The sequence below is a fragment of the Brevundimonas sp. Leaf168 genome, assembly GCF_001423685.1.
In the GTDB taxonomy this organism is placed as follows: Bacteria; Pseudomonadota; Alphaproteobacteria; order Caulobacterales; family Caulobacteraceae; genus Brevundimonas; species Brevundimonas vesicularis_C.
Genome location: NZ_LMOY01000011.1, coordinates 67,860 through 88,671 on the forward strand (window position 1 = coordinate 67,860; position 20,812 = coordinate 88,671).

Here is a 20,812-nt window from a genome sequence, read left to right on the forward strand (position 1 = left end):
CTGCAATGCGGCAAAACGGTCATGCCGAGTTATTCTCCAAAGAGTGAAATCCCATGACCGACGTCGTCATCGTTTCCGCCGCGCGCACCCCGGTCGGCTCCTTCCTGGGCGCCTTGTCGTCGCTTCCGGCGTCCAAGCTGGGCGAGATCGCCATCAAGGCGGCGCTGGAACGGGCCGGTGTTTCCGGCGACGAGGTCGACGAGGTGATCCTGGGTCATGTGTTGCAGGCCGCCGCGGGTCAGGGCCCTGCGCGCCAGGCCGCCGTCGGCGCCGGGGTGCGCAAGGAAGCCGCCGCCTGGAGCCTGAACCAAATCTGCGGCTCGGGCCTGCGCGCCGTCGCCATCGCCGCCCAGCAGATCGCTTTGGGCGACGCCAGGATCGTGGTCGCCGGCGGTCAGGAGAGCATGAGCCAGGCGCCGCACGCCCAACAGCTGCGCAACGGTCACAAGATGGGCGACGTCGCCCTGGTCGACACCATGGTCAAGGACGGCCTGTGGGACGCCTTCAACGGCTATCACATGGGGCAGACGGCCGAGAACATCGCCGAAAAATGGTCCATCAGCCGCGAGGCGCAGGACGAATTCGGGCTGGCCAGCCAGCACAAGGCCGAGGCGGCCCAGAACGCCGGCAAGTTCGATGACGAGATCGCGCCGGTCGTTATCCCCGGCCGCAAGGGCGATGTGACGGTCGACAAGGACGAATACATCCGCCACGGCGCGACGCTGGAGCTGATGCAGAAGCTCAAACCGGCCTTCACCAAGGACGGCAGCGTCACCGCCGCCAATGCATCCGGGCTGAACGACGGCGCCGCCGCCCTGGTGCTGATGAGCGCCGACGAGGCCAAGGCGCGCGGGCTGGAGCCGCTGGCCCGCATCGCCTCCTACGCCACCGCCGGCGTCGATCCGTCGATCATGGGGACCGGCCCGATCCCGGCGTCGAAGAAGGCGCTGGAGAAGGCGGGCTGGGACGTTTCCGATCTGGATCTGGTAGAGTCCAACGAGGCCTTCGCCGCCCAGAGCCTGTGCGTGGTCAAGGAACTGGGTCTCGACCCAGCCAAGGTCAACGTCAACGGCGGCGCCATCGCCATCGGCCATCCCATCGGCGCCTCGGGCGCGCGCATCCTGACGACGCTTCTGTTCGAGATGAAGCGCTCGGGCGCGAAGAAGGGTCTGGCGACCCTGTGCATCGGCGGCGGCATGGGCGTGGCCATGTGCGTCGAGCGCGCGTGATTTTCTAAGCCCTTCTCCCGGTGGGAGAAGGTGGCCGGGCGGAGCTCGGCCGGATGAGGGTCGGATGGTGGGCTAGATCGCACCAGCCGACCCTCACCCTTTCGCACAAGCACGACGGCTGCGCCGCCGTGTGCTCAAGCCCTCTCCCACCGGGAGAGGGTCGTCAATTTCAGTCCGCCGTCGGATATTCGAACGGATCGCTCGGCGTGGGCTGGGTCGGCAGCGGCATGCGAGGCAGGGGCTCGTCGCGGTTGGCGGCGTTCAGCAGGAAGCTGGCCAGGATGACGGCCGCCTGACGCAGGTCGTCGGCCTTCAGGTGGTCATAGCTGTCGATGCTGGTGTGGTGCAGGCGGCTGGAATAGTCGAGCGGGTCCTGGATGAACTGATATCCCGGCACGCCGACGGTCTGCATATAGACGTGGTCGGTGCCGCCCGAATTGCGCAGCGAGACCGTCGTCGCGCCCATGCTGGCGAACGGCGCCAGCCATTCCTGGAAGATCGGGGCGGCGGCGACATTGCCCTCGGCGTTGATGCCGCGAATCTTGCCCGAGCCGTTGTCCAGATTGAAATAGGCGACCAGATCGCGATAGCCGGCGCGCGGCTCGATCGGCCAGCGGCTGCGCCAGGTGCGGTTGTCCGGCAGGCCCGCCAGCGCCGGATCGTTCGACGCAGCCCGCGTCGCCAGATGCCGGTCGACATAGGCCAGCGAGCCGAGGATGCCCTGCTCCTCGCCGTTCCACAGGGCGAAACGAATGGTGCGCTTGGGCTTGACGTTGAGCGCCTTCAGGATGCGGGCGGCCTCCATGACCACCGCGCTGCCGGCGGCGTTGTCGACCGCGCCGTCCGAGGCGACCCAGCTGTCCAGATGGGCGCCGGCCATGACGTATTCGGTTCCGCGCGCCGTGCCGGGGATGTCGGCCAGGATGTTGTAGGCGTTGACGTCCTCGTCGTGGAACCGGACCTCGCTCATCAGCTCCAGCGTCGGCGGCGCGTCGGTCAGTGCGAGGCGCGCCAGACGGCGATAGTCCTCGGCCGCCAGCTCCATCCCCGCCAGCTTGGGCGTGGCGCCCACCTGATAGGTGTAGCCCGTGCCGTGCAGCAGGCCGCCGTCACGCTGGGAAATCCGCACCCAGGCCAGGGCGCCTTGTTCAGCCAGGAAGGCGTCCAGCTGAGTGGCGAAGTTGACGGTCTTCAGCGAGCGTTCGATGGCGGCCGGCGAATGTTGAGGCTGATTATAGGTGTTGCGCTCGGCCAGTTCGGCGCTGGTCCAGCGGCGGAAGGCCGGCTCGGTCGGCTCCGATCCCGTGCCCGGCTGGGACAGCATGACGATCTTGCCCGACAGCTTACCGCGCCATTTGTCGAAATCCTCGACCTTGGAGATCGGGGCCACGATCACGCCGCCGCTGATCACGCCATTGGTCGAGGGCGTCCAGGCCACCGGGATGGCGCGCAGATCCAGCGGGCGCGGCGCGGTCATGCGGGCGCTGGAGCGGACGATGGACCAGCCCCGGCCGAACTCGAACCCTTCGGCGCGCACGTCGGACAGACCGTAGTCGCGGAACTGCTGCTGCGCCCAGCGTTCGGCTTCGCGCATCTGGGGCGAGTTGGTCATTCGCCCACCGATCCGGTCGGTCAGATAGGCGGCGGTCTGCATCACCTGGCTGTGGTTCAGCCCCTGATCGATGATGCCGTTGACGGCGACGCGGTCCACCGACTGGGCGGCGACCGGCGTGGCGAGAAGAGCGGCGGCGGAGACGAAGGCGAGCAGACGCGACATGGATTTCCCCAAGAAAGCCCGATGGCTGAACAGGGGCGCATCTGAGGTGATCCGGTCGCGGAGTGCAAACCGCAAACGGCGTTCAGGCCGCGACGATCAGCCCCATGTTCACCCGCATCGTCACCCCCAGGGGCCGCGCGGCTCCGTCGGGGTAGTCGGGACGCCGGTGGTCGTGAAACCAGCGGCCGGTCGCGGCTGGGTCAGGTCCGGCGTTCGGGCGCGGGACTGGATGCCCATCTTCGCGCCCAGCTCCATCAAGGCCCGGACGCGGTTTCCCGTCGCCGGATGGGTCGAAAACAGATTGTCCGCGCCGCGGCCCGCCAGCGGATTGATGATGAACATCTGACCCGAGGCCGGATTGCGCTCGGCCGTCTGATTGGTGATCCGCTTGGCGTAGGCGTCGATCTTCTGCAGGGCCGAAGCCAGGGCCTGGGGATCGCCGGCGATCTCGGCGCCGACGCGGTCGGCCTCATATTCGCGGCCCCGGCTGATGGCCATCTGCACCAGCCCGGCGGCCATGGGCGCCAGCAGCATCAGGGCGATTGTGCCAATGATGCCGCCCGGCCGCTCGCGGTCGTTGCCGCCAAAGAACAGGGCGAAGTTGGCGAGCGCCGCGATGGCGCCCGCGATGGTTGCCGTCACCGTCATGATCAGAGTGTCGCGGTTCTTCACATGGGCCAACTCGTGCGCCATCACCCCGCGCACCTCCTCGCGCGTCAGCATGTCCAGCAGGCCGGTGGTGGCGCAGACGGCGGCGTTCTCGGGATTTCGGCCCGTGGCGAAGGCATTGGGCTGATCATTGGGGATGATGGCGACCTGCGGCTGGGGCAGGCCCGCGTCGCGGGCCATCTGGCGCACGTCGGCGACATAGTTGCGGACCACGGCGTTGGGGTGCTGCTCGTCGACCGGCTGGGCCCGATACATCTTCAGCACGATCTTGTCGGCGTTCCAGTAGCTGAACAGATTCATCCCGCCCGCGAACAGCAGGGCGATCGCCATGCCGGTCGCGCCGCCGATCAGATAGCCGACCCCTGCGAACAGGGCCGTCATCGCCGCCAACAGAATGAAGGTCTTCAGATGGTTCATTGCGGTTCCATTCCCGATCCGACTGGCGTCACGGGCTTGAACCTCTATTTGAGAGAAGGCGCATCAAGCCTCAAGGGAGCCGCCCTGTGACCGAACATCCCACCCTCGCGCCGAATGACGCCGACGAAACGCCGGTTGCGACTCCTGTCTTCAACGCCGGCGTGCCCCACGCTACGCCTGAACGGCCGCTCAGCGAGGCCGCACGGCGCGCGCTTCAGGAAGCGGCGGATCGTCGCGCGGCGGAAACGACCGTTCAGGCGGACACGGAATACGGCGGTCCGACCGGTCCCGAACCGACCCGCTTCGGCGACTGGGAGAAGAAGGGTCTGGCGGTCGATTTCTGACCCGCCGAGCCTGCTGCGACGGGCGCAAAGGTTAACCACGCCTTAAGAAACAGGCGCCGGACTTGCCAGTGTCGGGACAACTCAGAGGAGTCTGTCCCGTGACGATACAGTCGATACTTACCGCCGCGTCGGCGGCTCTGCTGCTCTCCGCAGCGCCCGCTTTGGCCGGTGGTCCCGGTCACGGGGGGTATGGCGGCGGCCATCCCGGCGGCGGCTGCGGCGGGGGATGCGGCGGCGGCGGTCACTACGGCGGCGGCAACTACAACGCCAACCACAACGTCAATGTGAACGTGAACGGCGGCGCCTACGCCAATGCCAACGCCAACGCCTATGCGAGCGCCTCCAGCTATTCGGCGAGCAGCGCCCGGTCCTATTCCAGTTCGTCCAGCTTCCAGCGCGGCTATGTCGGCGGCGGCACGACCTACGTCGGAAGCGGCGGCTATTCGGAGGGCTACTACGGAGGCGGCTATGTCGGCGGCGTCAGCGCGACCTCGGTCCTGGTCGGCCGTCCTCCGGTCAGCGCCCCGGTCGGCTATCCGGTCTATGGGTTCGGCCGTGACTACATCGGCTGGCGTCCGTATCCGGGACGTCCGGTCGACTGCAACTGCCGTCCGCCCGTTCGCCCGCCGGTTCGCTACGAACAACGCTATGAGCAGCGTTACGAGCAAAGCTACGTCGATCAGCCGCCGGTCTATGTCCAGGCGCCGCCCGTCCAGATCGCGCCGCAGCGCATCTATGTCGCCCCGTCTCAGGTCAGAATGGCGCCGCCCCAGATCGAGATGGGACCGCCCACCTATATCGAACAGCCGCCCATCTATGTGCAGGCGCCGCCGGTGAACATCGGGCCGCAGCGCGTTCAGGTGGCTCCGTCGCAGGTGAACCTGGCCCCGGCCCAGGTCGATGTCGGCCCGCCCGTCTACGTCGATCAGGCCCCGGTCTATGTGCAGTCGGCGCCCGTCAACATCGGCCCGCAACACATCCAGGTCGCCCCGGCCCAGGTCAATGTCGCGCCCGCCCAGGTCGAGGTCGGAGGCCCGGTCTATGTCGATCAGTCGCCGGTCTATGTGCAGTCCGCGCCGGTCAATGTGGCTCCGGCCCAAGTCTATGTCGCGCCGCCGGAAGTGAATACGGCCCCGCCGCCGCCGCCTCCGCCCCCGCCGCCGTCGGGCTACTACGGCGATCTGCCGCCGCCCGAGGCGCCTGCGCCCCACGCCCCGCCGCGTCACGGCTACGCCCAGGAGCCGGGCGAGCGCGGCTGATCGCCTGTTGCGAAAATAACCGAAGACGAAACGGTCGCCCTGGTCTGTCTCAGATCAGGGCGATCTGCTGTGTGATCTGTTGCGCCGCCGCGCGTGGATCGCTCGACGCCGTGATCGGCCGACCAATGACCAGATGGGTCGCGCCGGCTTCAAGCGCCGCCTCGGGCGTCGCCGCCCGCGCCTGGTCGTCCAGCGCGGCGCCGACCGGTCGCACGCCGGGCGTGACGATCAGAAAGTCGGGCCGCCCCGCCTCGATCGCCAGAGCCCGGGCGCGCGCCGCCTCATGCGGGCTGGAGACGACGCCGTCGATCCCGGCCTCCAGAGCTTGCCGCACGCGCCGCTCGACCAGATCGGCCGGCGATAGGCTGTGGTCGTCGGCGGCCAAATCCTCGGCCGTCAGGCTGGTCAGGACCGTAACCCCCAGCACCTTCATATTCGAGCCCGCCGCGCCGCGCGCCGCCGCCGCCATGACCTGGGGCCGCGCATGGACCGTCAGCAGGTCGCAGTCGGCGCCCGCCAGATTGGCCGTCGCCTTCTCCACGGTCGCGCCGATGTCGTGCAGTTTCCAGTCCAGGAAGATCTTTCGCCCCTGCGCCTTCAGCTCACGCGCCAGCGCCATGCCATCGACCGCGAACAGTTGCAGTCCAACCTTGTAGAAGCCGATCGCATCGCCGATCCGCTCGGCCAGGGCGACCGCCTCAGCCGCCGTCGGGACGTCCAGGGCGCAGATGATCCGCTCGTCGGGCGCACGATCGGAGGCGGTTTGGGGATCGGTCATCGACGGACTCGCGCTGAGCGGCTATGCCGGACACGAGGGCGCGTCGGCAGGGCGGCGTGATGGATTGAGGGCGAGGGCAGGCGATGAACGCAGTCGATTTGGGTGTCAACCTGTTCGTGACCCTGTTCGCCTTGCTGGACCCGATCGGCAATCTGCCGATCTTCGCCGCCGCGACGGCGGGGGCGACCCTGCGTCAGCGGATTTCGGTCTCGGCCCTGATCTGCGCCTTCGCCGCCGTCTTCCTGGCCTTCTTCCTGTTCACGGGCCTGGGCCTGTTGCAGTTCTTCGGCATTTCGCTGGCGGCGTTCCGCATCGCGGGCGGCATATTGCTGCTGTTCCTGGGGCTGGACATGGCGCGCGGCGACTTCCTGGCCATGTTCGCCGACAAGGATGCGCTGGCCGATTCCAAGGACGTGCGCGGCTATGCCCGCAGGCGTTTCCAGCGTCTGGTCGTGCCCTTCGCCATTCCGCTGATGATCGGCCCCGGCGCCATTTCGGCGGTCATCATCCAGGCGGGGGAGGCGGCCAAGCTGGGCTACGCCGGGACCATGGGCTCGCTGGTCGCGATCGCGGCGGCCTGCGCCGTCTCCTTCGTCTGTTTCGCCCTGACCGGGTCGCTTAGCCGCCTGCTGGGCGAGGTCGGCATGGCGATCATCGTCAAGGTGCTGGGCCTGATCCTGTGCGCCCTGGCGATCCAGTTCATTCTGTTGGGCCTGGGCGAGGCCATCCCCGGCATGATCTCCGGCGCGGTGACGACGCCCTATCCGGCGACCAAATAGGCCGGGTTCAGTCCGCGTCGTCCTCGATGGCGTGGATGTCGTCGTCGGTCAGGCCCAGGTGGTGGCCGATCTCGTGGATCAGGACGTGGGCGATCAGTTCGCCGATCCCCACGTCGCCGCGCTCGCACCATTCGTCCAAGATGGGGCGGCGATAGAGGAAGACCCGCGACGGCTCGGCCGCCGGGCCCAGGCTGTCGCGCCGGCCGATGTCCACGCCATGGTACAGGCCCGTCAGCTCGAACGGATCCTCGATCTCCATCTCCGCCAGCGTCGCCTCGTCGGCGAAGTCGTCGATGCGGATGACCACCTCGCCCGCCGCCTGTTTGAACGGTCCGGGCAGGGCGTCGAACGCCTCCTGAGCCAGGCGGGCGAAGTCATCGAGGGAGGGGGCGATCGGGTCGGTCATGTCCGCATATCGCCGCCCCGACGCCCTGCCGCAACGGGGCGCGATGACGCGATTACGAGACTGCCGCTTTTTCGCGCGCTTGGAGTATGGTTAGCGAATCGGGGCTGAGACTCTTCTCCAGGGACACGAATGGCCGAGGCCGACATCGCCTATGTCGCCACAGCGGGCGCAGCCGGACTGGCCATGGCCGTCAGCGCCTGGGCCTTGCTGCTGCGTGGGCGGTTGCATGAGACCGCCGTCGCCGCCGAGCGCGAGCGGGTCGAGGCCCTGGCCGACCTCAGCCGCCATGACGCCATGTTGCGCGCCTTCGACGACGTCAGCCTGGCCCTGACGCCGGATGGGCAGGCGGCTGGTGTGCCGATCGGTTCGGCCGAACTGATCGCGCGGCTGGCGGGTGAAGACGCCGAGGCCGGGGCCGCCGTCCTGAACAAACTCCGGATCACCCACGGCGCGCTGATCGACGCCCTGGTTCACGAAGGTCAGGCGTTCGAAGGTCTGGTCGCGCTGGACGATGTGGAACCCTGGCGGATCGAGGGCCGGGTTGCGGGCGGTTCCGCCTGGCTGCGGCTGTCGCCCGCCTCGCGCTTCACCCTGACCGGGGCGGATGCGACCGAAAGCGGCCTGGCCCTGCTGGGCGACGCCTCGCCCACCCCGACCTGGGTCGTGGACGGGACCGGAAAACTGGCCTGGGCCAACCGCGCCTGGCTGAACGAGACCAGTGCCGAGAGCATCGACGACGCCGTCGAAAAGAGCGTGTCCTTCGACCGCGGCGCCGACGCCCTGGTCGCTGAGGCCGCGCGGCTGGGCGTGCGCCAGGAGGGCTTCCGCTGGACGACCGGCGGGGGCGCGCGGCGCGCCTGGCGCATCATCGCAGAACCGGCGGGCGGCGGCGCCGTCACCGCCTTCGCCATCGAAGTGACCGAGGCGGAAGAGACGCGCGACACACTGCGCCGCCACGTCGACGCCCATGACGAGACGCTGAACCACCTGGCCGACGCCGTCGCCATCTTCGGCCCGCAGAAGCGGCTGGCCTTCCACAACACCGCCTTCCAGACCCTGTTCGACATCGACGCGGCCTGGCTGGACGAACGTCCGACCCATGCCGAGCTGCTGGATCGCCTGCGCCAGCGTCGCAGCCTGCCCGAGGTCGTCGATTACGCCGGCTGGAAGGCGCGGGAGCTTGAGTTCTATGGCGCGTCGGAGGCTTCGCCGGACGACAGCTGGTCCCTGCCGGACGGGCGCACCCTGCGCGTCGTGCGCCAGCCGCACCCGCTGGGCGGCATTCTGCTGATCTTCTCGGACATCACCGACGAGCTGAAGTTGCGCAGCCGCTTCAACGCCCAGATCCAGGTCCAGCGCGCGACGCTGGACAAGCTGAACGACGCGGTCGCAGTGTTCGGCTCGGACGGCCGGCTGCGGCTGCACAATGAGGCGTTCGAGACCTTCTGGAACCTGTCGGCGGACAAGATCGCGACGGCCTCGGATTTCGACGCCCTGGCCGAACTGTGCAAGGCCGTGCTGCCCGATCCCGCCCTGTGGCTGGGGCTGAAGGCGCGCGTCGCCGATCCCGATCCCGAAAGCCGTGTCGCCATCTCGGGCGAGGGCCGGACCGTGGACGGTCGCGTCGCCGCCTGGCAGACCCGCCCCCTGCCGGACGGCGCGACCCTGGTCGCCTTCTCGGACGTAACGGCCCGACGCGGGCTGGAGCAGGCGCTGGTGCAGCGCGAACAGGCCCTGGCCGAAAGCCAGGCGCTGAAGCGCGAGTTCGTGGGCAGCGTCTCGTATGAGCTGCGCACGCCGCTGACGACCATCGTCGGCTATTCCGAACTGCTGGAGACGATGGGTGACCTGCCCGAACGCAGCCGTCAGCACGCGGGCGCCATCCGCATCGCCGCCAGCCAGCTGGCCCGCTCCATCGACGACGTGCTGGACATGGCCCAGATCGACGCCGGCGAGATGGAGCTTTCGCTGGGCGATCTGCGGGTCTGCGACCTGCTGAGCCAGGCCGCCGAAAAGGTCCGGGCGCGGGTCGAGGGGCGCGGCGCCACCCTGACCGTGTCCTGTCCCGCCGATCTCAAACCCATCCGCGCCGACGAGCACCGCATCGGCCAGGCGCTGGATCATCTGCTGGAGAATGCGGCGCGCGCCGTGTCCGAAGGCGGGGCGGTCGAGCTGAAAGCCGAGGCCGGCCCGTCTGAAATCCGTCTGACGGTGTCCGACACCGGGCGCGGGATTCCCTATCACCTGCAGGCCCACGTCTTCGACCGCTTCGTGCGGCGCGAGCGCGGCGGTCCCGGCGTGGGGCTGGCCCTGGTCAAGGCCTTGGTCGAACTGCACGGCGGCTGGGCCGAGGTCGAAAGCGAGCCGGGCAAGGGCGCCGCCTTCATCCTGCATCTGCCGCTGGGCGCCGCGACCACCGCCGCCGCGCCCGAGCTTCAGCTAGAGATCTAGCGTCGCGAAGCCTTCGAGGCGTCCCGCGCCGGGCCGAACTCGGCGCCGGCGTTCCATTCCGGCCATTGGTCTCCATCCGCCAGCTCGCGACCGACGGCGTAGATCAGGGCCACATCGGCGGCGGCGGCGTCCATCGTCCAGGTCGAATCCCATTCGTCCGTGGGCTGATGATAGCGGTTCTGGACGTAGTCGCGGCTGGCCGCGCTAGCGCCGGTGAAGCCCGCCGCCGGGAACAGGGCCGGCACGCCCTCCAACGCCAGTGGGAAATGGTCCGAGCGATAGAAGGCTCCGGCCTGGGGCGCCGGATCGGCGATCAGGGTGCGGCCCGTCTCGGTCGCGTGGCGCGCCAGGATGTCGTCCAACTGGTTCTTGCCCCTGCCGATGACGACGACGTTCGGGTCGATCTCGGTCCCCGGCAGCAGGCTGTCGACGTTGATGTTGGCGACCGTGGTCTCCAGCGGCCAGACCGGATTGGCGGCGTAATAGGTCGAGCCCAAGAGGCCCGCCTCCTCTCCCGACCAGGCGGCGAAGACGACCGAGCGTTTCGGGCGCGGACCCTCGGCGAAGGTGTGGGCCAGTTCCAGCAGGGCCGCAACGCCGGTCGCATTGTCCACCGCCGCATTATAGATCTTGTCGCCCTGGGCGTTCGGCGTGCCGACGCCGTAGCCGTCCCAATGGGCCCCGTACATGACGGTTTCGTCCGGGCGTTCGGAGCCGGGAATGCGGGCGATGACGTTCTTGGTTTCCACCTTGTCGGCGATCTGGCCGAAGTCGACGCTCATCGTCAGGCCGGGCAGGACGACGGGCTTGAAATCGGCGCTGCGCGCACTGTCCTTCAGGGCGGCGAAGTCGAGGCCGGCGGCGGTGAACAGCTCTTCCGCCTTGGCGCGCTGGATCCAGCCCTGGAACGCCGCGCGCTCGGCGTCGGGGTTGGCGCGCACGATGTCGAACTTGGGCGCGGCCGATGAGTTCTGCAGCGTCGACCAGGGATAGCCGGCGCCGGCCGTCTCATGCACCACCAGCACGCCCGCCGCGCCACGACGACCCGCTTCCTGGAACTTGTAGGTCCAGCGGCCATAGAAGGTCATGGCGTTTCCGTCGAACTTGCCTGCGACCGGATCGCCGTCGGGCGCCTGGAAGTCGGGATCGTTGACCAGGACGACGATGACCTTGCCGCGCACGTCCATGTCCTTGAAATCGTCCCACTGGCGCTCGGGCGCCGTTGCGCCGTAGCCGACGAAGACCACGGGAGCGTCGGTCACCGTGATGTGGTTGGTCGGCCGGTCGCTGGACACCAGAACGTCGGGACCGCGCTCCAGGCTGATGGTCTTGCCGCCAACGGTCGCGGCGACGGTCGCCGGACCGTCCTGGCGCGTGCGCGAAAGATGAGCGACCTGGACGAAGGCGCCGTCCGGCCCGCCGCCCTCAGCCCCCGTGGCTTTGAACTGTTCGACCAGCCAGGCGACGGTCTTTTCCTCGCCGGCCGAGGCGGGGGCGCGGCCTTCGAATTCGTCCGACGCCAGAACCCGAACCGACTCATTCATCCGCGCGGCGTCGATGTTCGGCGCCGTCTCCTGCGCCAGGGCCGGCGAGCAGGCCATCATCAGGGCGAGGATGGAAACAGCGGGGAGGGCGTGGCGCATCGGATACTCCTGATCGAACCGCGCGACCCTGCCTTTCTCAGTCCCGGCTGTCGAGCCAGTCGATGACGCCCTCGGCCGCGACGACGGCGGAGGCGAAGCTGGCCTGAAGCAGATAGCCGCCGGTCGGCGCCTCCCAATCCAGCATCTCGCCGGCGACGAAGACACCCGGTCGCGCGACCAGCATCAGCCGTTCGTCCACGCCGTCCAACACCACGCCGCCCGCCGAGGAAATCGCCCGTTCCAGTCCCTGAACGCCGCTCAGGGTCAGGGGCATGGCCTTGATCCGTTCGGCCAAGGCCCGAGGCGAGGCGGGCAGGGGGCCGGCCTCATACAGCAGGGCGACGGCGGCCGGCTCCAGTCCGACAACCTTGCGCAGATGGTTCGACAGGCTGGCCTTGCCGCGCGGCTTCGACAGGCGGTCGGTCAATTTTCCGACCGCCACATCGGGCTTCAGGTCGATCTGGATCTCGGCGCGCCCCGCCGTCTCGACCGTCGTCCTCAGCGCAGCAGACAGCGCATAGATGGCGCCGCCCTCGATGCCGTAGCGGGCGATCATCGCCTCGCCCCGCGCCGTCCGGTCGCCATGGGTGACAGCGACGCCTTTCAGCGGCTGGCCCGCGAACCGATCACGGAACAGCGCCGACCAGGCCACGTCGAAGCCGACATTGGCTGGCCGGAACGGCGACACGGCGGCACCCTGCGCTTGGAGCCACGGCGTCCAGGCGCCGTCCGAACCCAGGCGCGGCCAGCTGGCGCCGCCCAGCGCCAGGACCACGGCGTCGGGTCGTTCCAGCCGTTCGCCCTCCGGCGTCTCGAATGTCAGCGCGCCGTCGCGCCAACCGGTCCAGCGCGAACGCGTGCGAATCTCGACGCCCTGTGCCTCCAGCCGCGCCAGCCAGGCCCGCACCAGCGGCGAGGCCTTCATGGCCTTCGGAAACACTCGCCCGCTTGAGCCGACGAAGGTCTCCTGCCCCAGGGCCTCGACCCAGGCGGTCAGGTCGGCAGGCGTGAACCGGTCGATCCAGGCGGCGGCCGTCGGCTGGGCAGGGCCATAGCGGGTCATGAACCGGTCCAGCGGTTCCGAATGGGTCAGGTTCAGCCCGCCGCGCCCGGCCATCAGCAGCTTGCGGGCCACGGACGGCATTCGGTCGTGCGCCACGACCGTCGCCCCCGCCTGCGCCAGCCGTTCGGCCGCCATCAGTCCTGCGGGACCGGCGCCGATCACATGAACCTGACGGGGCGATTTCATCATCGGCCCGCTTTGCCCGGTTGCTGTCGCGCTGGCTATAGGCGCCGTCATCGCTATGTTCCCGGCCATGAGCGTTGCCTTCACCCGCGAAGAAGATCTGGAAGCCACCGCCGCCGATTTGGCGGACCGCCCGATCTCGCACCATCCCAATCTTGTCACGCCCGAGGGTCTGGCCGCGATCGAGGCCGAACTGGCCTCGGCCCGCGCCGCCTATACCGCCGCCCAGGTGCAAGGCTCGATCGAGAGCGACCGCACCGCCATGGCGCGGGCGACGCGGGATCTCCGCTACTGGTCCGCACGGCGCGCCTCGGCCCAACTGATCGCGCCGACCGAGGACGATGGGGCCGTGCGGTTCGGGGGTTCGGTCTCCATCGAGCGCGAGGATGGACGCGCCCAAACCTGGCGCATCGTCGGCGAGGACGAGGCCGATCCGGCCGCAGGCTCGGTCAGCCATGTCTCGCCCCTCGCCCGCGCCGTCATGGGCAAAAGGGTCGGCGACGAGGTGACGGTGGCCGGTCAGTCGGCCGAGATCGTCGCGGTTGGCTAGACCTCAGTTCTGGGTGTCGTCGTCGCCCAGCATATCCCGCATCATATCCAGGATCAGCTTTTGCTTGCGCGCCGGCAGGCGCGGCGCCAGCCGGGTGATCTCGACGCTGGTCTTGGTGGGGCGATGCTCGTGGTCGAAGGCGGGCGCCTCTTCGGCGACCCCCACCGTCGCGCCGCTGTAGCCGTCGAAGAAGAAAGGAATGCCGACCTTCATGAACTCGGCCATCTCGAACAGTTTCGAGGCCGAGACGCGGTTCGTGCCCTTTTCGTACTTCTGCACCTGCTGGAAGCTGACGCCGACGGCCTTGGCCAAGGCGGTCTGGGTCAGGCCAAGGTCGAGACGCTTTTCCTGAACGCGACGGCCGACATGGCGATCGACGGGGTGCGGATCCTCGTCCTTTTCACGCGCCATCGCCGTCACCCTTCACCTAGATCGCTACTCGACTTCTCTGGACCCTAGATCGCCGAATCGACGGCCACAAGGACAGGACGAACGCTGTTAGCATTGAGAAAAAGAACAGGAAATCGCCAAATCGACCGTAGGGCGTGACGCCCGTCGGACGGGGCAGGGGAGCGTCGATGACGCCCATGACGCCGGGGTCCAGCCGTTGCCCGTCGACGATTCGTCCCCACGGGTCGATCATGGCCGAAATGCCGGTCGGGGTGGCCCGCGCGATGGGCAGACCGGTCTCGATCGCGCGATAGCTGGCCAGGTTCAGGTGCTGGCGCGGGCCCGAGGTCGCGCCGAACCAGGCGTCATTTGACGCATTGACGATCCACTCGGGCCGCCCGGCCGCGCCGGGCGTGAAGCCGGGATACAGGCTCTCATAGCAGATCAGCACCTGCGCCGGCGGGGCGCCGGGAACAGAGATCGGGGCCGGCGTCGGTCCAGCGGAAAAGTCGCTGGGCATATGCACCAGGCTGCGCAGGCCGATGGAGGTCATGATCGACCCCAAGGGGAGGTACTCGCCGAACGGCACCAGCCGGTGCTTGTCATAGACGGCGGCGACCCTCAGGCCCGCTCCGCCTTCGTCGGCCAGGGCGAACAGGCTGTTGTAATAGCGCGCGCCCTCGGGCGCGGTCAGGTCCGGCTCGCCGCGCGCCAGGCCCATCAGCAAGGTCTGTCCGGGTCGCAGGGCGCCCGCGATGGCCTGGGCGTCGGCTGAGGCGAAGACGTCGTTGGCCGAGGCGGGCAGGGCGCCTTCGGGCCAGACCACGACGTTGGGCGTGCGCGCCGCCGCCTGACCCGTCAAGGCGACATAGCGATCGACGATGGAGCGATAGGCCTCGGGCGACCATTTGGTTTCCTGCTTCACATCAGCTTGGACCAACCGCACGACTGTGTCTGTGAACTGAAGATCCGACTGCGCCAATCTGACGGCGCCGAAGCCGCCGACGGCGATCAGGGCCAGGGCGCCCAAGCCCGCTGAGATCAACCGGCTGCGCTTGTCGCCAAGTCCGATCAGGGGCGCGAAAGCCGTCGTGGCCGCGACCGTCACCAGGCTCAGCCCATAGACGCCGACGACCGAGGCGAATTGAGACATGCCGCCGCCCGCGCGCCAGGTCGCGCCAGCCGGGTTCCACGGAAAGCCCGTCAGCACATGACCCCGCAACCATTCGGCGGCGCAGAACAGGGCGGCGAACAGCAGCACCCGCACGGCGCCAAGCGGCGCGAACCTGCGATAGAGGGCGCAGGCCGTCCCCCAGAACAGCCCCAGGCCCGCCGGCAGCAGGCTGGCCGCAAACGGCGCCATCCACGCCTGTTCGGGATTGACGAAGAACGCCTCGGCCACCCACCAGCACCCGACAAAGAAATAGGCGAACCCCGCCAGCCAGCCCATCCAGAAGGCCCCGCGCGTCGTGTCGGACCGCTCCGACAGGATCATCAGCAGCGGATAGCCCAAAAGCCCGATCAGCACGCCGAACGGCGGATGGGCGAAGGCCGTTCCGGCGCCGGCCAGCAGCGCCAGAACGATGCGGATCAGCCGCCACGTCAGGGCGCGCTTCTTGTCGGGCAGGGCGCGGATCGGGGCCGCGAGACGGTCCAGCAGGGCGTCTGGGAACATCGGGTCAGTCCTGCTCGGCGAGATAGGGGTCGGCGACGCCGATCTGGGCCAGGATGTCGCGCTCCTCGGCCTCCATCTCCTCGGCCTCGGCGTCGTCTTCGTGGTCGCGTCCCAAGAGGTGCAGCACGCCGTGGACGACCAGATGGCTTAGATGATCGGCCAGGGTCTTGCCCTGCGCCTCGGCCTCGGTCGCGCAGACGCCATAAGCCAGGACGATGTCGCCCAGATGCGGAAAGGCGTTCTCCGGCGCGGGGAAGGACAGGACATTGGTCGGCTTGTCCTTGTCGCGAAACCGACCGTTCAGTTCGCGCACGGCCGCGTCGTCGGTCAGCAGGACGACGATGTCGCCCTCCACGGCGCCCAGCGCGGCCTGCGCCGCGCGTTCGACGACGGCCTCGGCGTCCGGCAGGGCGCCGGTCCAGGCCTCGGCCTCGACTTCAATCTCGATCATGCGGGGTCTTCGAGGTCCGGGGCGGGGCGTCTGCGCGCGGCGTCGGCGTCATAGGCGCGGACGATCCGCTCGACCATGGCGTGACGCACCACGTCGGACGCCTCGAACTTCAGGATGCCGACGCCCTGAACCCCGTCCAGGATGCGCAGGGCGTGGGCCAGACCGGAATCGCGCGGGTTCAGCAGGTCGATCTGCGACGGGTCGCCCGTCACCACCATCCGCGCGCCTTCGCCCAGACGGGTCAGCACCATCTTCATCTGCAGGCGGCTGGTGTTCTGGGCCTCATCGACGATGACGAAGGCATGGCTGAGCGTGCGGCCGCGCATGAAGGCGATGGGGGCGGCTTCGATCTCGCCCTTGTCGCGGCGACGTTGCACGTCCTCGGCGCCCAGAATGTCGTTCAGCGCCTCCCAGATCGGCGCCAGATAGGGATCGACCTTTTCGTTAAGGTCGCCGGGCAGGAAGCCCAGCTTCTCGCCCGCCTCGACCGCCGGGCGGGTGATGACCAGTCGGTCCACCTGCCCCCGCCGCAGCAGCGATGCGCCATAGGCCGCCGCCAGAAAGGTCTTGCCGGTGCCCGCCGGGCCGACGCCGAAGCTCAGTTCGCACCGGCCCAGCATGTCCAGATAGGCGGCCTGCGCCTTGGTCTTGGGCACGATGGCGCCGCGCTTGCCGCCCGGCAGCGACACGCCCGCCGCCGCCATGCCCGGCGTGCCGCGACCGCCGCGCGCCTGGCCGAGTGCTGCGCGCACGTCGGCCTCGGTGACTTCGGCGCCCAGGGCCGCGCGCTTGGCCAGGTCCTCGATCACCTGGCGGGCGTCCGTGCGGTCGCGTGCGCCGCCGTTGACGGAGACCCCGCCGCCCGGGGCCTCGACCAGCACCTTGAAGGCGTCCTCGATCAGGGCGACGTGGCGACTGTTCGGCCCGATGACCGCCCGCAATTCGGCATCGTTCAAGGGGACGAATTCAGACTCACGCGCCATCAAGCGGCCTTTTCTTTTTGGGCTGTCGCCGAGCCTGCGCGACCCGGCTGTTTGAGCCCGTCTGCTATGAGCCGGCCTGACAGACTGTTCTGCTGGCCGGCGATGATCTCGACCGGAACGATCTGCCCGATCAGATGATCCGCGTCATCGACGTGGACCGATTGAAGATATGGGGATCGACCGATCGCTTGGCGACGGTGGCCGTGCCGTCCCGGCTTGTCGAACAGGACGTTCAGCGTCCGGCCGGCCTGAGCCGCATTGAAGGCGGTCTGCTGTTCCGTCAGCAGGGCGATCAGGCGATGCAGTCGATCCTTGACGATTTCCGGCTCGACCTGTTTACCCATGCCCGCCGCCGGCGTGCCCGGTCGCGGCGAATAGGCGAAGGCGAACGCCCCCGCGTAGTTCACACGCTGCACCAGATCGAGCGTGTCCTCGAACTCCCGATCCGTCTCACCGGGGAAGCCGACGATGAAGTCGCCGGCGATGGCGATGTCCGGCCGTGCAGCGCGAATCCGGTCGATCAGGTCGAAATATTTCTGACGCCCGTGCTTGCGGTTCATCGTCCGCAAAATGCGATCCGACCCCGCCTGAACCGGGAGGTGCAGATAGGGCATCAGGGCGTCCAGATCGCCATGCGCGGCGATCAACTCATCGGCCATGTCGTTGGGGTGGCTGGTCGTATAGCGGATGCGGTCCAGGCCGGGGATCTCGGCCAGGGCATAGGCCAGTTCGGCCAGGGTCGCCTTTCGCCCGTCCGACCGCTCGCCATCATAGGCGTTGACGTTCTGGCCCAGCAGGGTGACTTCGCGCACGCCCCGATCCGCCAACTGCCGCGCCTCTTCCAGCACCGCCGCCATCGGCCGCGACCACTCTGCGCCGCGCGTATAGGGCACGACGCAGAAGGTGCAGAACTTGTCGCAACCCTCCTGCACCGTCAGGAAGGCGGTCGGCCCCTCGGTGAAGCGGGCCGCGGGCAGAGCGTCGAACTTGTCGTCAGGAGCGAAGTCGGCGCCGATCCGCTCGCCTCGCGCCCGCGCCGTGCGGGTCAGAAGCTCGGGCAGTTGGTGATAGGCCTGGGGACCGACGACGATGTCGACGGCTGGTTGACGCCGCATGATCTCCTCGCCCTCGGCCTGGGCGACGCAGCCGGCGACGGCGATGGTCAGGTCCCCGCCGGTCTCGCGCCGGATGTCGCGCATCTCGCGCAGCTTGCCGAGCTCGGAATAGATCTTCTCGGCCGCCTTTTCGCGGATGTGGCAGGTGTTCAGGATGACGAAGTCGGCGGCCTTCACGTCGTCGGTGACGCCATAACCCAGCGGGCGCAGCACATCGGCCATGCGCTCACTATCATAGACGTTCATCTGACAGCCGTAGGTCTTGATGAACAGACGCTTTTCGGGCGCCGTCTCGACTTGAGGAACCAGGGTCTCGGTCATCGTGGGCTTATGATCGCCCGCAAGCGTCGCGACAAGCCGAGCGTCAGCCCGCATCCACATCGGCGGGATCGATCCGCGCCGCATGGCGGGTGAAGATCAGGCCTTCGCGCTTGGACGGCTCGGCGCCCTCGATCGCAACGCCGTAGAGCTCCAGCTTGTGGCCGATCAGCTGGAAGCCCAGCCGTTCCGCGATCTCATTCTTCAGCCGCTCGATCTCGGCGTCGAAGAATTCGATCACCTCGCCCGACTTGGTGTCGATCAGGTGATCGTGGTGATCGTCGCCGGCCTCTTCATAGCGGCTGCGGCCGTCGCCGAAGTCATGCTTCTCGACCACGCCCGCCTCTTCGAACAGGCGCACGGTGCGATAGACGGTGGCGATGGAGATGTGCGGATCGATGGCCGACGCGCGGCGATACAGCTCTTCCACATCCGGGTGGTCCGCGGCGTTAGACAGCACCCGGGCGATCACCCGGCGCTGTTCGGTCATACGCATGCCGCGCTCGGCGCAGAGTTTTTCGATCCGGTCCATGCGCCTAGAATAGGGGCTTGGATCGCATCAGGGAAGCGTCAGGTTGGCGTCCGGCGCACAGAGGTCGCGGCTCATCACCACAGCATCGGTCCGCGATCCGTCGGCGCCCGCATAATAGGCTTTGCGGAGACCGATCGGGTCGAACCCGGTCCGCTCATACAGGCTGCGCGCGGCGACATTGTCGTCGGCGACCTCCAGGAACAGCCGCGTCGCGCCGGCCTGGACCGCAGCGAGGGCCGCCGCCTCGACCAGACGCCGCCCCAGTCCGTGGCGGCGTGCGGACGGGACCACGGCCAGGGTCAGGATTTCCGCCTCGTCGACCACGGTCCGGATAAGGATGAAGCCGTCGGGCTCACTGACCGCCAGCACGCCCGGTTGCGACAACAGATCGGCGAAGGTGTCGGCCCCCCACGGCGCGGCGAAGGCCTGGGCGTGCAGGGCGGCGAGTGAGGCGGGGTCCGCCGCCGTCATGACGCAGGCTGGCGCGGCTGGCCCGGCAGGCGGCTGGGCGGCGTGGCGTCGGGCGCGCGCAGATAGAGCGGACGGGGCGGCTGGGTCGCCGGATCGGCGGCGGCGGCCAGGCGCGCCAGCGCCTCCGGCGACGGTGCGACCCGGTCGTCCAGATGGGCGAAGGTCAGATCAGGGAAGGCCTGGCTCACGACCGCCGCGCCATTACCGACCAGGGAGACGCCCGGTCCGATGTCGGCGATCCGCCGCGCGGCCTCTTCCAGCGACAACGCTTCATCGGGTCCAAGGGGCCCACCGTCGGCGAAGAGGCGCGCATAGACCTGACCGCGCCGTGCATCGATCAGGGCTGCGATGGGGCCGTCTTGATTGGTGAGCGAAGCGGCGAGGGCATCCAGCGCCGAAAGACCGACGACCGGCCGATCCAGCGCCGCGCCCAGACCCTGAGCAAAAGCCAGACCGACGCGCAGACCGGTGAACGAACCCGGTCCGACCGTGACGCCGATCCGGTCCAGGCTGTCGAACCCGCCGCCCGCCTCGGCCATGACATCGCGCACCAGGCCGCCGATCCGTTCCTGGTGCCCCTTGGTCATCGGCTCGAAGCGCACGGCGAGCGCGCGATCGTCCTCGAACACCGCCGCCGTGCAGGCGCCGAGCGCCGTATCGATCACCAGAAGTCTCATGGGCGTCTTCTAGGCGGCGCGTTGCAGAACCGCCACCGCGTCCGGATCAGAGGGTCTGCTCGACCCGCGTCACCTCGGGCACATAGTGGCGCATCATCTGCTCGACCCCGGCCTTCAAGGTCGCCGACGACGACGGACAGCCGGCGCAGGCGCCGCGCATCCGCAGGTTCAGAACGCCGGTCGCCTCGTCAAAGGAATCGAACAGAATGTCGCCGCCGTCCTGGGCCACGGCGGGGCGAATGCGGCTGTCCAGCAGGGCCTTGATCTCGGCGACGATCTCGCTGTCGTCCTCGGCATGGCCGTCGGTTTCGCCGCCGGCGCCGCGCGTCAGCGCCTGACCCGAGACGAAGTGATCCATGACGACGCCCAGGATCGGCGCCTTCATCTCGGACCACTCCGGACCCTGCGGCTGGCGGGTCACCGAAACATAGTCCGCGCCGAAGAAGACGCCGTCGACGCCTTCCAGCTCGAACAAGGCCTCAGCCAGCGGAGAGGCCGTCGCCTCGTCGATGGTGCGGTATTCCAGCGCGGCGGTCGGCGACACGTCGCGGCCGGGCAGGAACTTCAGCACGTTGGGATTGGGCGTGGGTTCGGTCTGGATGAACATGGGCGGGAGATGCGCTCGCCCCCGCCCCGTTGCAAGACCCGAGCA

General features: G+C 68.7%; 21 protein-coding genes. 6 read left to right on the top strand and 15 right to left on the bottom strand.

Features of this window, described 5'->3' with window-relative positions:
- Positions 1-53 precede the first annotated feature (53 nt).
- Positions 54-1,229, top strand: a complete 1,176-nt coding sequence (locus ASF81_RS11915) for an acetyl-CoA C-acetyltransferase (protein ID WP_055808837.1) — start codon at positions 54-56, stop codon at positions 1,227-1,229.
- Between the two features lie 169 nt (positions 1,230-1,398).
- Here the strand turns inward: ASF81_RS11915 and ASF81_RS11920 are convergent, their stop codons facing one another.
- Together ASF81_RS11920 and htpX are read right to left on the bottom strand one after the other, a co-directional pair.
- Positions 1,399-3,006: a M20/M25/M40 family metallo-hydrolase gene (locus tag ASF81_RS11920; protein WP_055808839.1), complete on the bottom strand. Its 1,608-nt coding sequence runs from the start codon at positions 3,004-3,006 to the stop codon at positions 1,399-1,401.
- 120 nt (positions 3,007-3,126) lie between these two features.
- Positions 3,127-4,092: a zinc metalloprotease HtpX gene (gene htpX, locus ASF81_RS11925; RefSeq protein WP_055808841.1), complete on the bottom strand. Its 966-nt coding sequence runs from the start codon at positions 4,090-4,092 to the stop codon at positions 3,127-3,129.
- An 86-nt stretch (positions 4,093-4,178) separates the two neighbouring features.
- Between htpX and ASF81_RS11930 the strand changes: the two genes are divergently transcribed.
- On the top strand, positions 4,179-4,436 hold the full coding sequence (locus ASF81_RS11930; RefSeq protein ID WP_082503556.1) for a DUF1674 domain-containing protein: 258 nt from the start codon (positions 4,179-4,181) through the stop codon (positions 4,434-4,436).
- A 98-nt stretch (positions 4,437-4,534) separates the two neighbouring features.
- Positions 4,535-5,695 (top strand): hypothetical protein, encoded by a 1,161-nt coding sequence (locus ASF81_RS15595; RefSeq protein ID WP_055808843.1) that lies wholly within the window; start codon positions 4,535-4,537, stop codon positions 5,693-5,695.
- Positions 5,696-5,744: 49 nt separating this feature from the next.
- Here ASF81_RS15595 and pyrF read toward each other — a convergent pair whose 3' ends face one another.
- On the bottom strand, positions 5,745-6,473 hold the full coding sequence (gene pyrF / locus ASF81_RS11940; protein ID WP_055808845.1) for an orotidine-5'-phosphate decarboxylase: 729 nt from the start codon (positions 6,471-6,473) through the stop codon (positions 5,745-5,747).
- A gap of 83 nt (positions 6,474-6,556) precedes the next feature.
- On the opposite strand from pyrF, the gene ASF81_RS11945 reads away from it, so the two are divergent.
- Entirely contained in the window at positions 6,557-7,252 is a 696-nt protein-coding gene (locus ASF81_RS11945) for a MarC family protein (protein ID WP_017505485.1), read from the top strand.
- Between the two features lie 7 nt (positions 7,253-7,259).
- On the opposite strand, the gene ASF81_RS11950 is transcribed toward ASF81_RS11945, so the two are convergent.
- Positions 7,260-7,658 carry a metallopeptidase family protein gene (locus ASF81_RS11950; protein WP_055808848.1) on the bottom strand — a complete coding sequence of 133 codons (399 nt, stop codon included), beginning with the start codon at positions 7,656-7,658 and terminating at the stop codon, positions 7,260-7,262.
- Between the two features lie 129 nt (positions 7,659-7,787).
- Between ASF81_RS11950 and ASF81_RS11955 the strand changes: the two genes are divergently transcribed.
- Complete coding sequence (locus tag ASF81_RS11955) at positions 7,788-10,109, top strand: PAS domain-containing sensor histidine kinase (RefSeq protein WP_055808849.1); 2,322 nt, start codon at positions 7,788-7,790, stop codon at positions 10,107-10,109.
- Here ASF81_RS11955 and ASF81_RS11960 read toward each other — a convergent pair.
- Together ASF81_RS11960 and ASF81_RS11965 are read right to left on the bottom strand one after the other, a co-directional pair.
- Positions 10,106-11,752, bottom strand: a complete 1,647-nt coding sequence (locus tag ASF81_RS11960) for a M28 family metallopeptidase (RefSeq protein WP_055808852.1) — start codon at positions 11,750-11,752, stop codon at positions 10,106-10,108. The genes ASF81_RS11955 and ASF81_RS11960 overlap by 4 nt on opposite strands.
- Positions 11,753-11,789: 37 nt before the next feature.
- A complete protein-coding gene (locus ASF81_RS11965; protein WP_200932960.1) occupies positions 11,790-13,004 on the bottom strand; it encodes a TIGR03862 family flavoprotein in 1,215 nt (404 codons plus the stop codon).
- A 64-nt stretch (positions 13,005-13,068) separates the two neighbouring features.
- On the opposite strand from ASF81_RS11965, the gene greA reads away from it, so the two are divergent.
- On the top strand, positions 13,069-13,548 hold the full coding sequence (gene greA / locus ASF81_RS11970) for a transcription elongation factor GreA (RefSeq protein ID WP_055809013.1): 480 nt from the start codon (positions 13,069-13,071) through the stop codon (positions 13,546-13,548).
- A gap of 3 nt (positions 13,549-13,551) precedes the next feature.
- Here greA and ASF81_RS11975 read toward each other — a convergent pair whose 3' ends face one another.
- From ASF81_RS11975 to ASF81_RS12015, 9 genes are read right to left on the bottom strand one after another with little or no spacing between them, the layout of a single operon-like run.
- The gene (locus ASF81_RS11975; RefSeq protein ID WP_055808854.1) at positions 13,552-13,959 is read right to left on the bottom strand and encodes a helix-turn-helix transcriptional regulator; all 408 of its coding nucleotides are present in this window, start codon (positions 13,957-13,959) and stop codon (positions 13,552-13,554) included.
- A 16-nt stretch (positions 13,960-13,975) separates the two neighbouring features.
- Complete coding sequence (lnt, locus tag ASF81_RS11980; protein ID WP_082503558.1) at positions 13,976-15,613, bottom strand: apolipoprotein N-acyltransferase; 1,638 nt, start codon at positions 15,611-15,613, stop codon at positions 13,976-13,978.
- 4 nt (positions 15,614-15,617) lie between these two features.
- On the bottom strand, positions 15,618-16,064 hold the full coding sequence (gene ybeY, locus ASF81_RS11985) for an rRNA maturation RNase YbeY (RefSeq protein WP_055808856.1): 447 nt from the start codon (positions 16,062-16,064) through the stop codon (positions 15,618-15,620).
- Positions 16,061-17,047: a PhoH family protein gene (locus ASF81_RS11990; protein ID WP_055808858.1), complete on the bottom strand. Its 987-nt coding sequence runs from the start codon at positions 17,045-17,047 to the stop codon at positions 16,061-16,063. Before ASF81_RS11990 ends, ybeY begins: the two co-directional genes overlap by 4 nt.
- Positions 17,047-18,483 (bottom strand): tRNA (N6-isopentenyl adenosine(37)-C2)-methylthiotransferase MiaB, encoded by a 1,437-nt coding sequence (miaB, locus tag ASF81_RS11995; protein ID WP_055809016.1) that lies wholly within the window; start codon positions 18,481-18,483, stop codon positions 17,047-17,049. The genes ASF81_RS11990 and miaB overlap by 1 nt, the downstream gene beginning before the upstream one ends.
- A gap of 43 nt (positions 18,484-18,526) precedes the next feature.
- Positions 18,527-19,012 carry a Fur family transcriptional regulator gene (locus tag ASF81_RS12000; RefSeq protein ID WP_055808861.1) on the bottom strand — a complete coding sequence of 162 codons (486 nt, stop codon included), beginning with the start codon at positions 19,010-19,012 and terminating at the stop codon, positions 18,527-18,529.
- A 27-nt stretch (positions 19,013-19,039) separates the two neighbouring features.
- Positions 19,040-19,483 (bottom strand): ribosomal protein S18-alanine N-acetyltransferase, encoded by a 444-nt coding sequence (gene rimI, locus ASF81_RS12005; protein WP_055808863.1) that lies wholly within the window; start codon positions 19,481-19,483, stop codon positions 19,040-19,042.
- Complete coding sequence (gene tsaB, locus ASF81_RS12010) at positions 19,480-20,160, bottom strand: tRNA (adenosine(37)-N6)-threonylcarbamoyltransferase complex dimerization subunit type 1 TsaB (RefSeq protein WP_055808865.1); 681 nt, start codon at positions 20,158-20,160, stop codon at positions 19,480-19,482. The genes rimI and tsaB overlap by 4 nt, the downstream gene beginning before the upstream one ends.
- Before the next feature lie 46 nt (positions 20,161-20,206).
- Positions 20,207-20,767, bottom strand: coding sequence for a NifU family protein (locus ASF81_RS12015; protein WP_055808867.1), 561 nt, complete (start codon positions 20,765-20,767; stop codon positions 20,207-20,209).
- Between the last annotated feature and the right edge of the window lie 45 nt (positions 20,768-20,812).

Coding starts and splice junctions, on each gene's coding strand:
- ASF81_RS11915 (WP_055808837.1), top strand. CDS start 54: ATGACCGACGTCGTCATCGTTTCCGCCGCGCGCACCCCGGTCGGCTCC.
- ASF81_RS11920 (WP_055808839.1), bottom strand. CDS start 3,006: ATGTCGCGTCTGCTCGCCTTCGTCTCCGCCGCCGCTCTTCTCGCCACG.
- htpX (WP_055808841.1), bottom strand. CDS start 4,092: ATGAACCATCTGAAGACCTTCATTCTGTTGGCGGCGATGACGGCCCTG.
- pyrF (WP_055808845.1), bottom strand. CDS start 6,473: ATGACCGATCCCCAAACCGCCTCCGATCGTGCGCCCGACGAGCGGATC.
- ASF81_RS11945 (WP_017505485.1), top strand. CDS start 6,557: ATGAACGCAGTCGATTTGGGTGTCAACCTGTTCGTGACCCTGTTCGCC.
- ASF81_RS11950 (WP_055808848.1), bottom strand. CDS start 7,658: ATGACCGACCCGATCGCCCCCTCCCTCGATGACTTCGCCCGCCTGGCT.
- ASF81_RS11955 (WP_055808849.1), top strand. CDS start 7,788: ATGGCCGAGGCCGACATCGCCTATGTCGCCACAGCGGGCGCAGCCGGA.
- ASF81_RS11960 (WP_055808852.1), bottom strand. CDS start 11,752: ATGCGCCACGCCCTCCCCGCTGTTTCCATCCTCGCCCTGATGATGGCC.
- ASF81_RS11965 (WP_200932960.1), bottom strand. CDS start 13,004: ATGATGAAATCGCCCCGTCAGGTTCATGTGATCGGCGCCGGTCCCGCA.
- greA (WP_055809013.1), top strand. CDS start 13,069: ATGAGCGTTGCCTTCACCCGCGAAGAAGATCTGGAAGCCACCGCCGCC.
- ASF81_RS11975 (WP_055808854.1), bottom strand. CDS start 13,959: ATGGCGCGTGAAAAGGACGAGGATCCGCACCCCGTCGATCGCCATGTC.
- lnt (WP_082503558.1), bottom strand. CDS start 15,613: ATGTTCCCAGACGCCCTGCTGGACCGTCTCGCGGCCCCGATCCGCGCC.
- ybeY (WP_055808856.1), bottom strand. CDS start 16,064: ATGATCGAGATTGAAGTCGAGGCCGAGGCCTGGACCGGCGCCCTGCCG.
- ASF81_RS11990 (WP_055808858.1), bottom strand. CDS start 17,047: ATGGCGCGTGAGTCTGAATTCGTCCCCTTGAACGATGCCGAATTGCGG.
- miaB (WP_055809016.1), bottom strand. CDS start 18,483: ATGACCGAGACCCTGGTTCCTCAAGTCGAGACGGCGCCCGAAAAGCGT.
- ASF81_RS12000 (WP_055808861.1), bottom strand. CDS start 19,012: ATGGACCGGATCGAAAAACTCTGCGCCGAGCGCGGCATGCGTATGACC.
- rimI (WP_055808863.1), bottom strand. CDS start 19,483: ATGACGGCGGCGGACCCCGCCTCACTCGCCGCCCTGCACGCCCAGGCC.
- tsaB (WP_055808865.1), bottom strand. CDS start 20,160: ATGAGACTTCTGGTGATCGATACGGCGCTCGGCGCCTGCACGGCGGCG.
- ASF81_RS12015 (WP_055808867.1), bottom strand. CDS start 20,767: ATGTTCATCCAGACCGAACCCACGCCCAATCCCAACGTGCTGAAGTTC.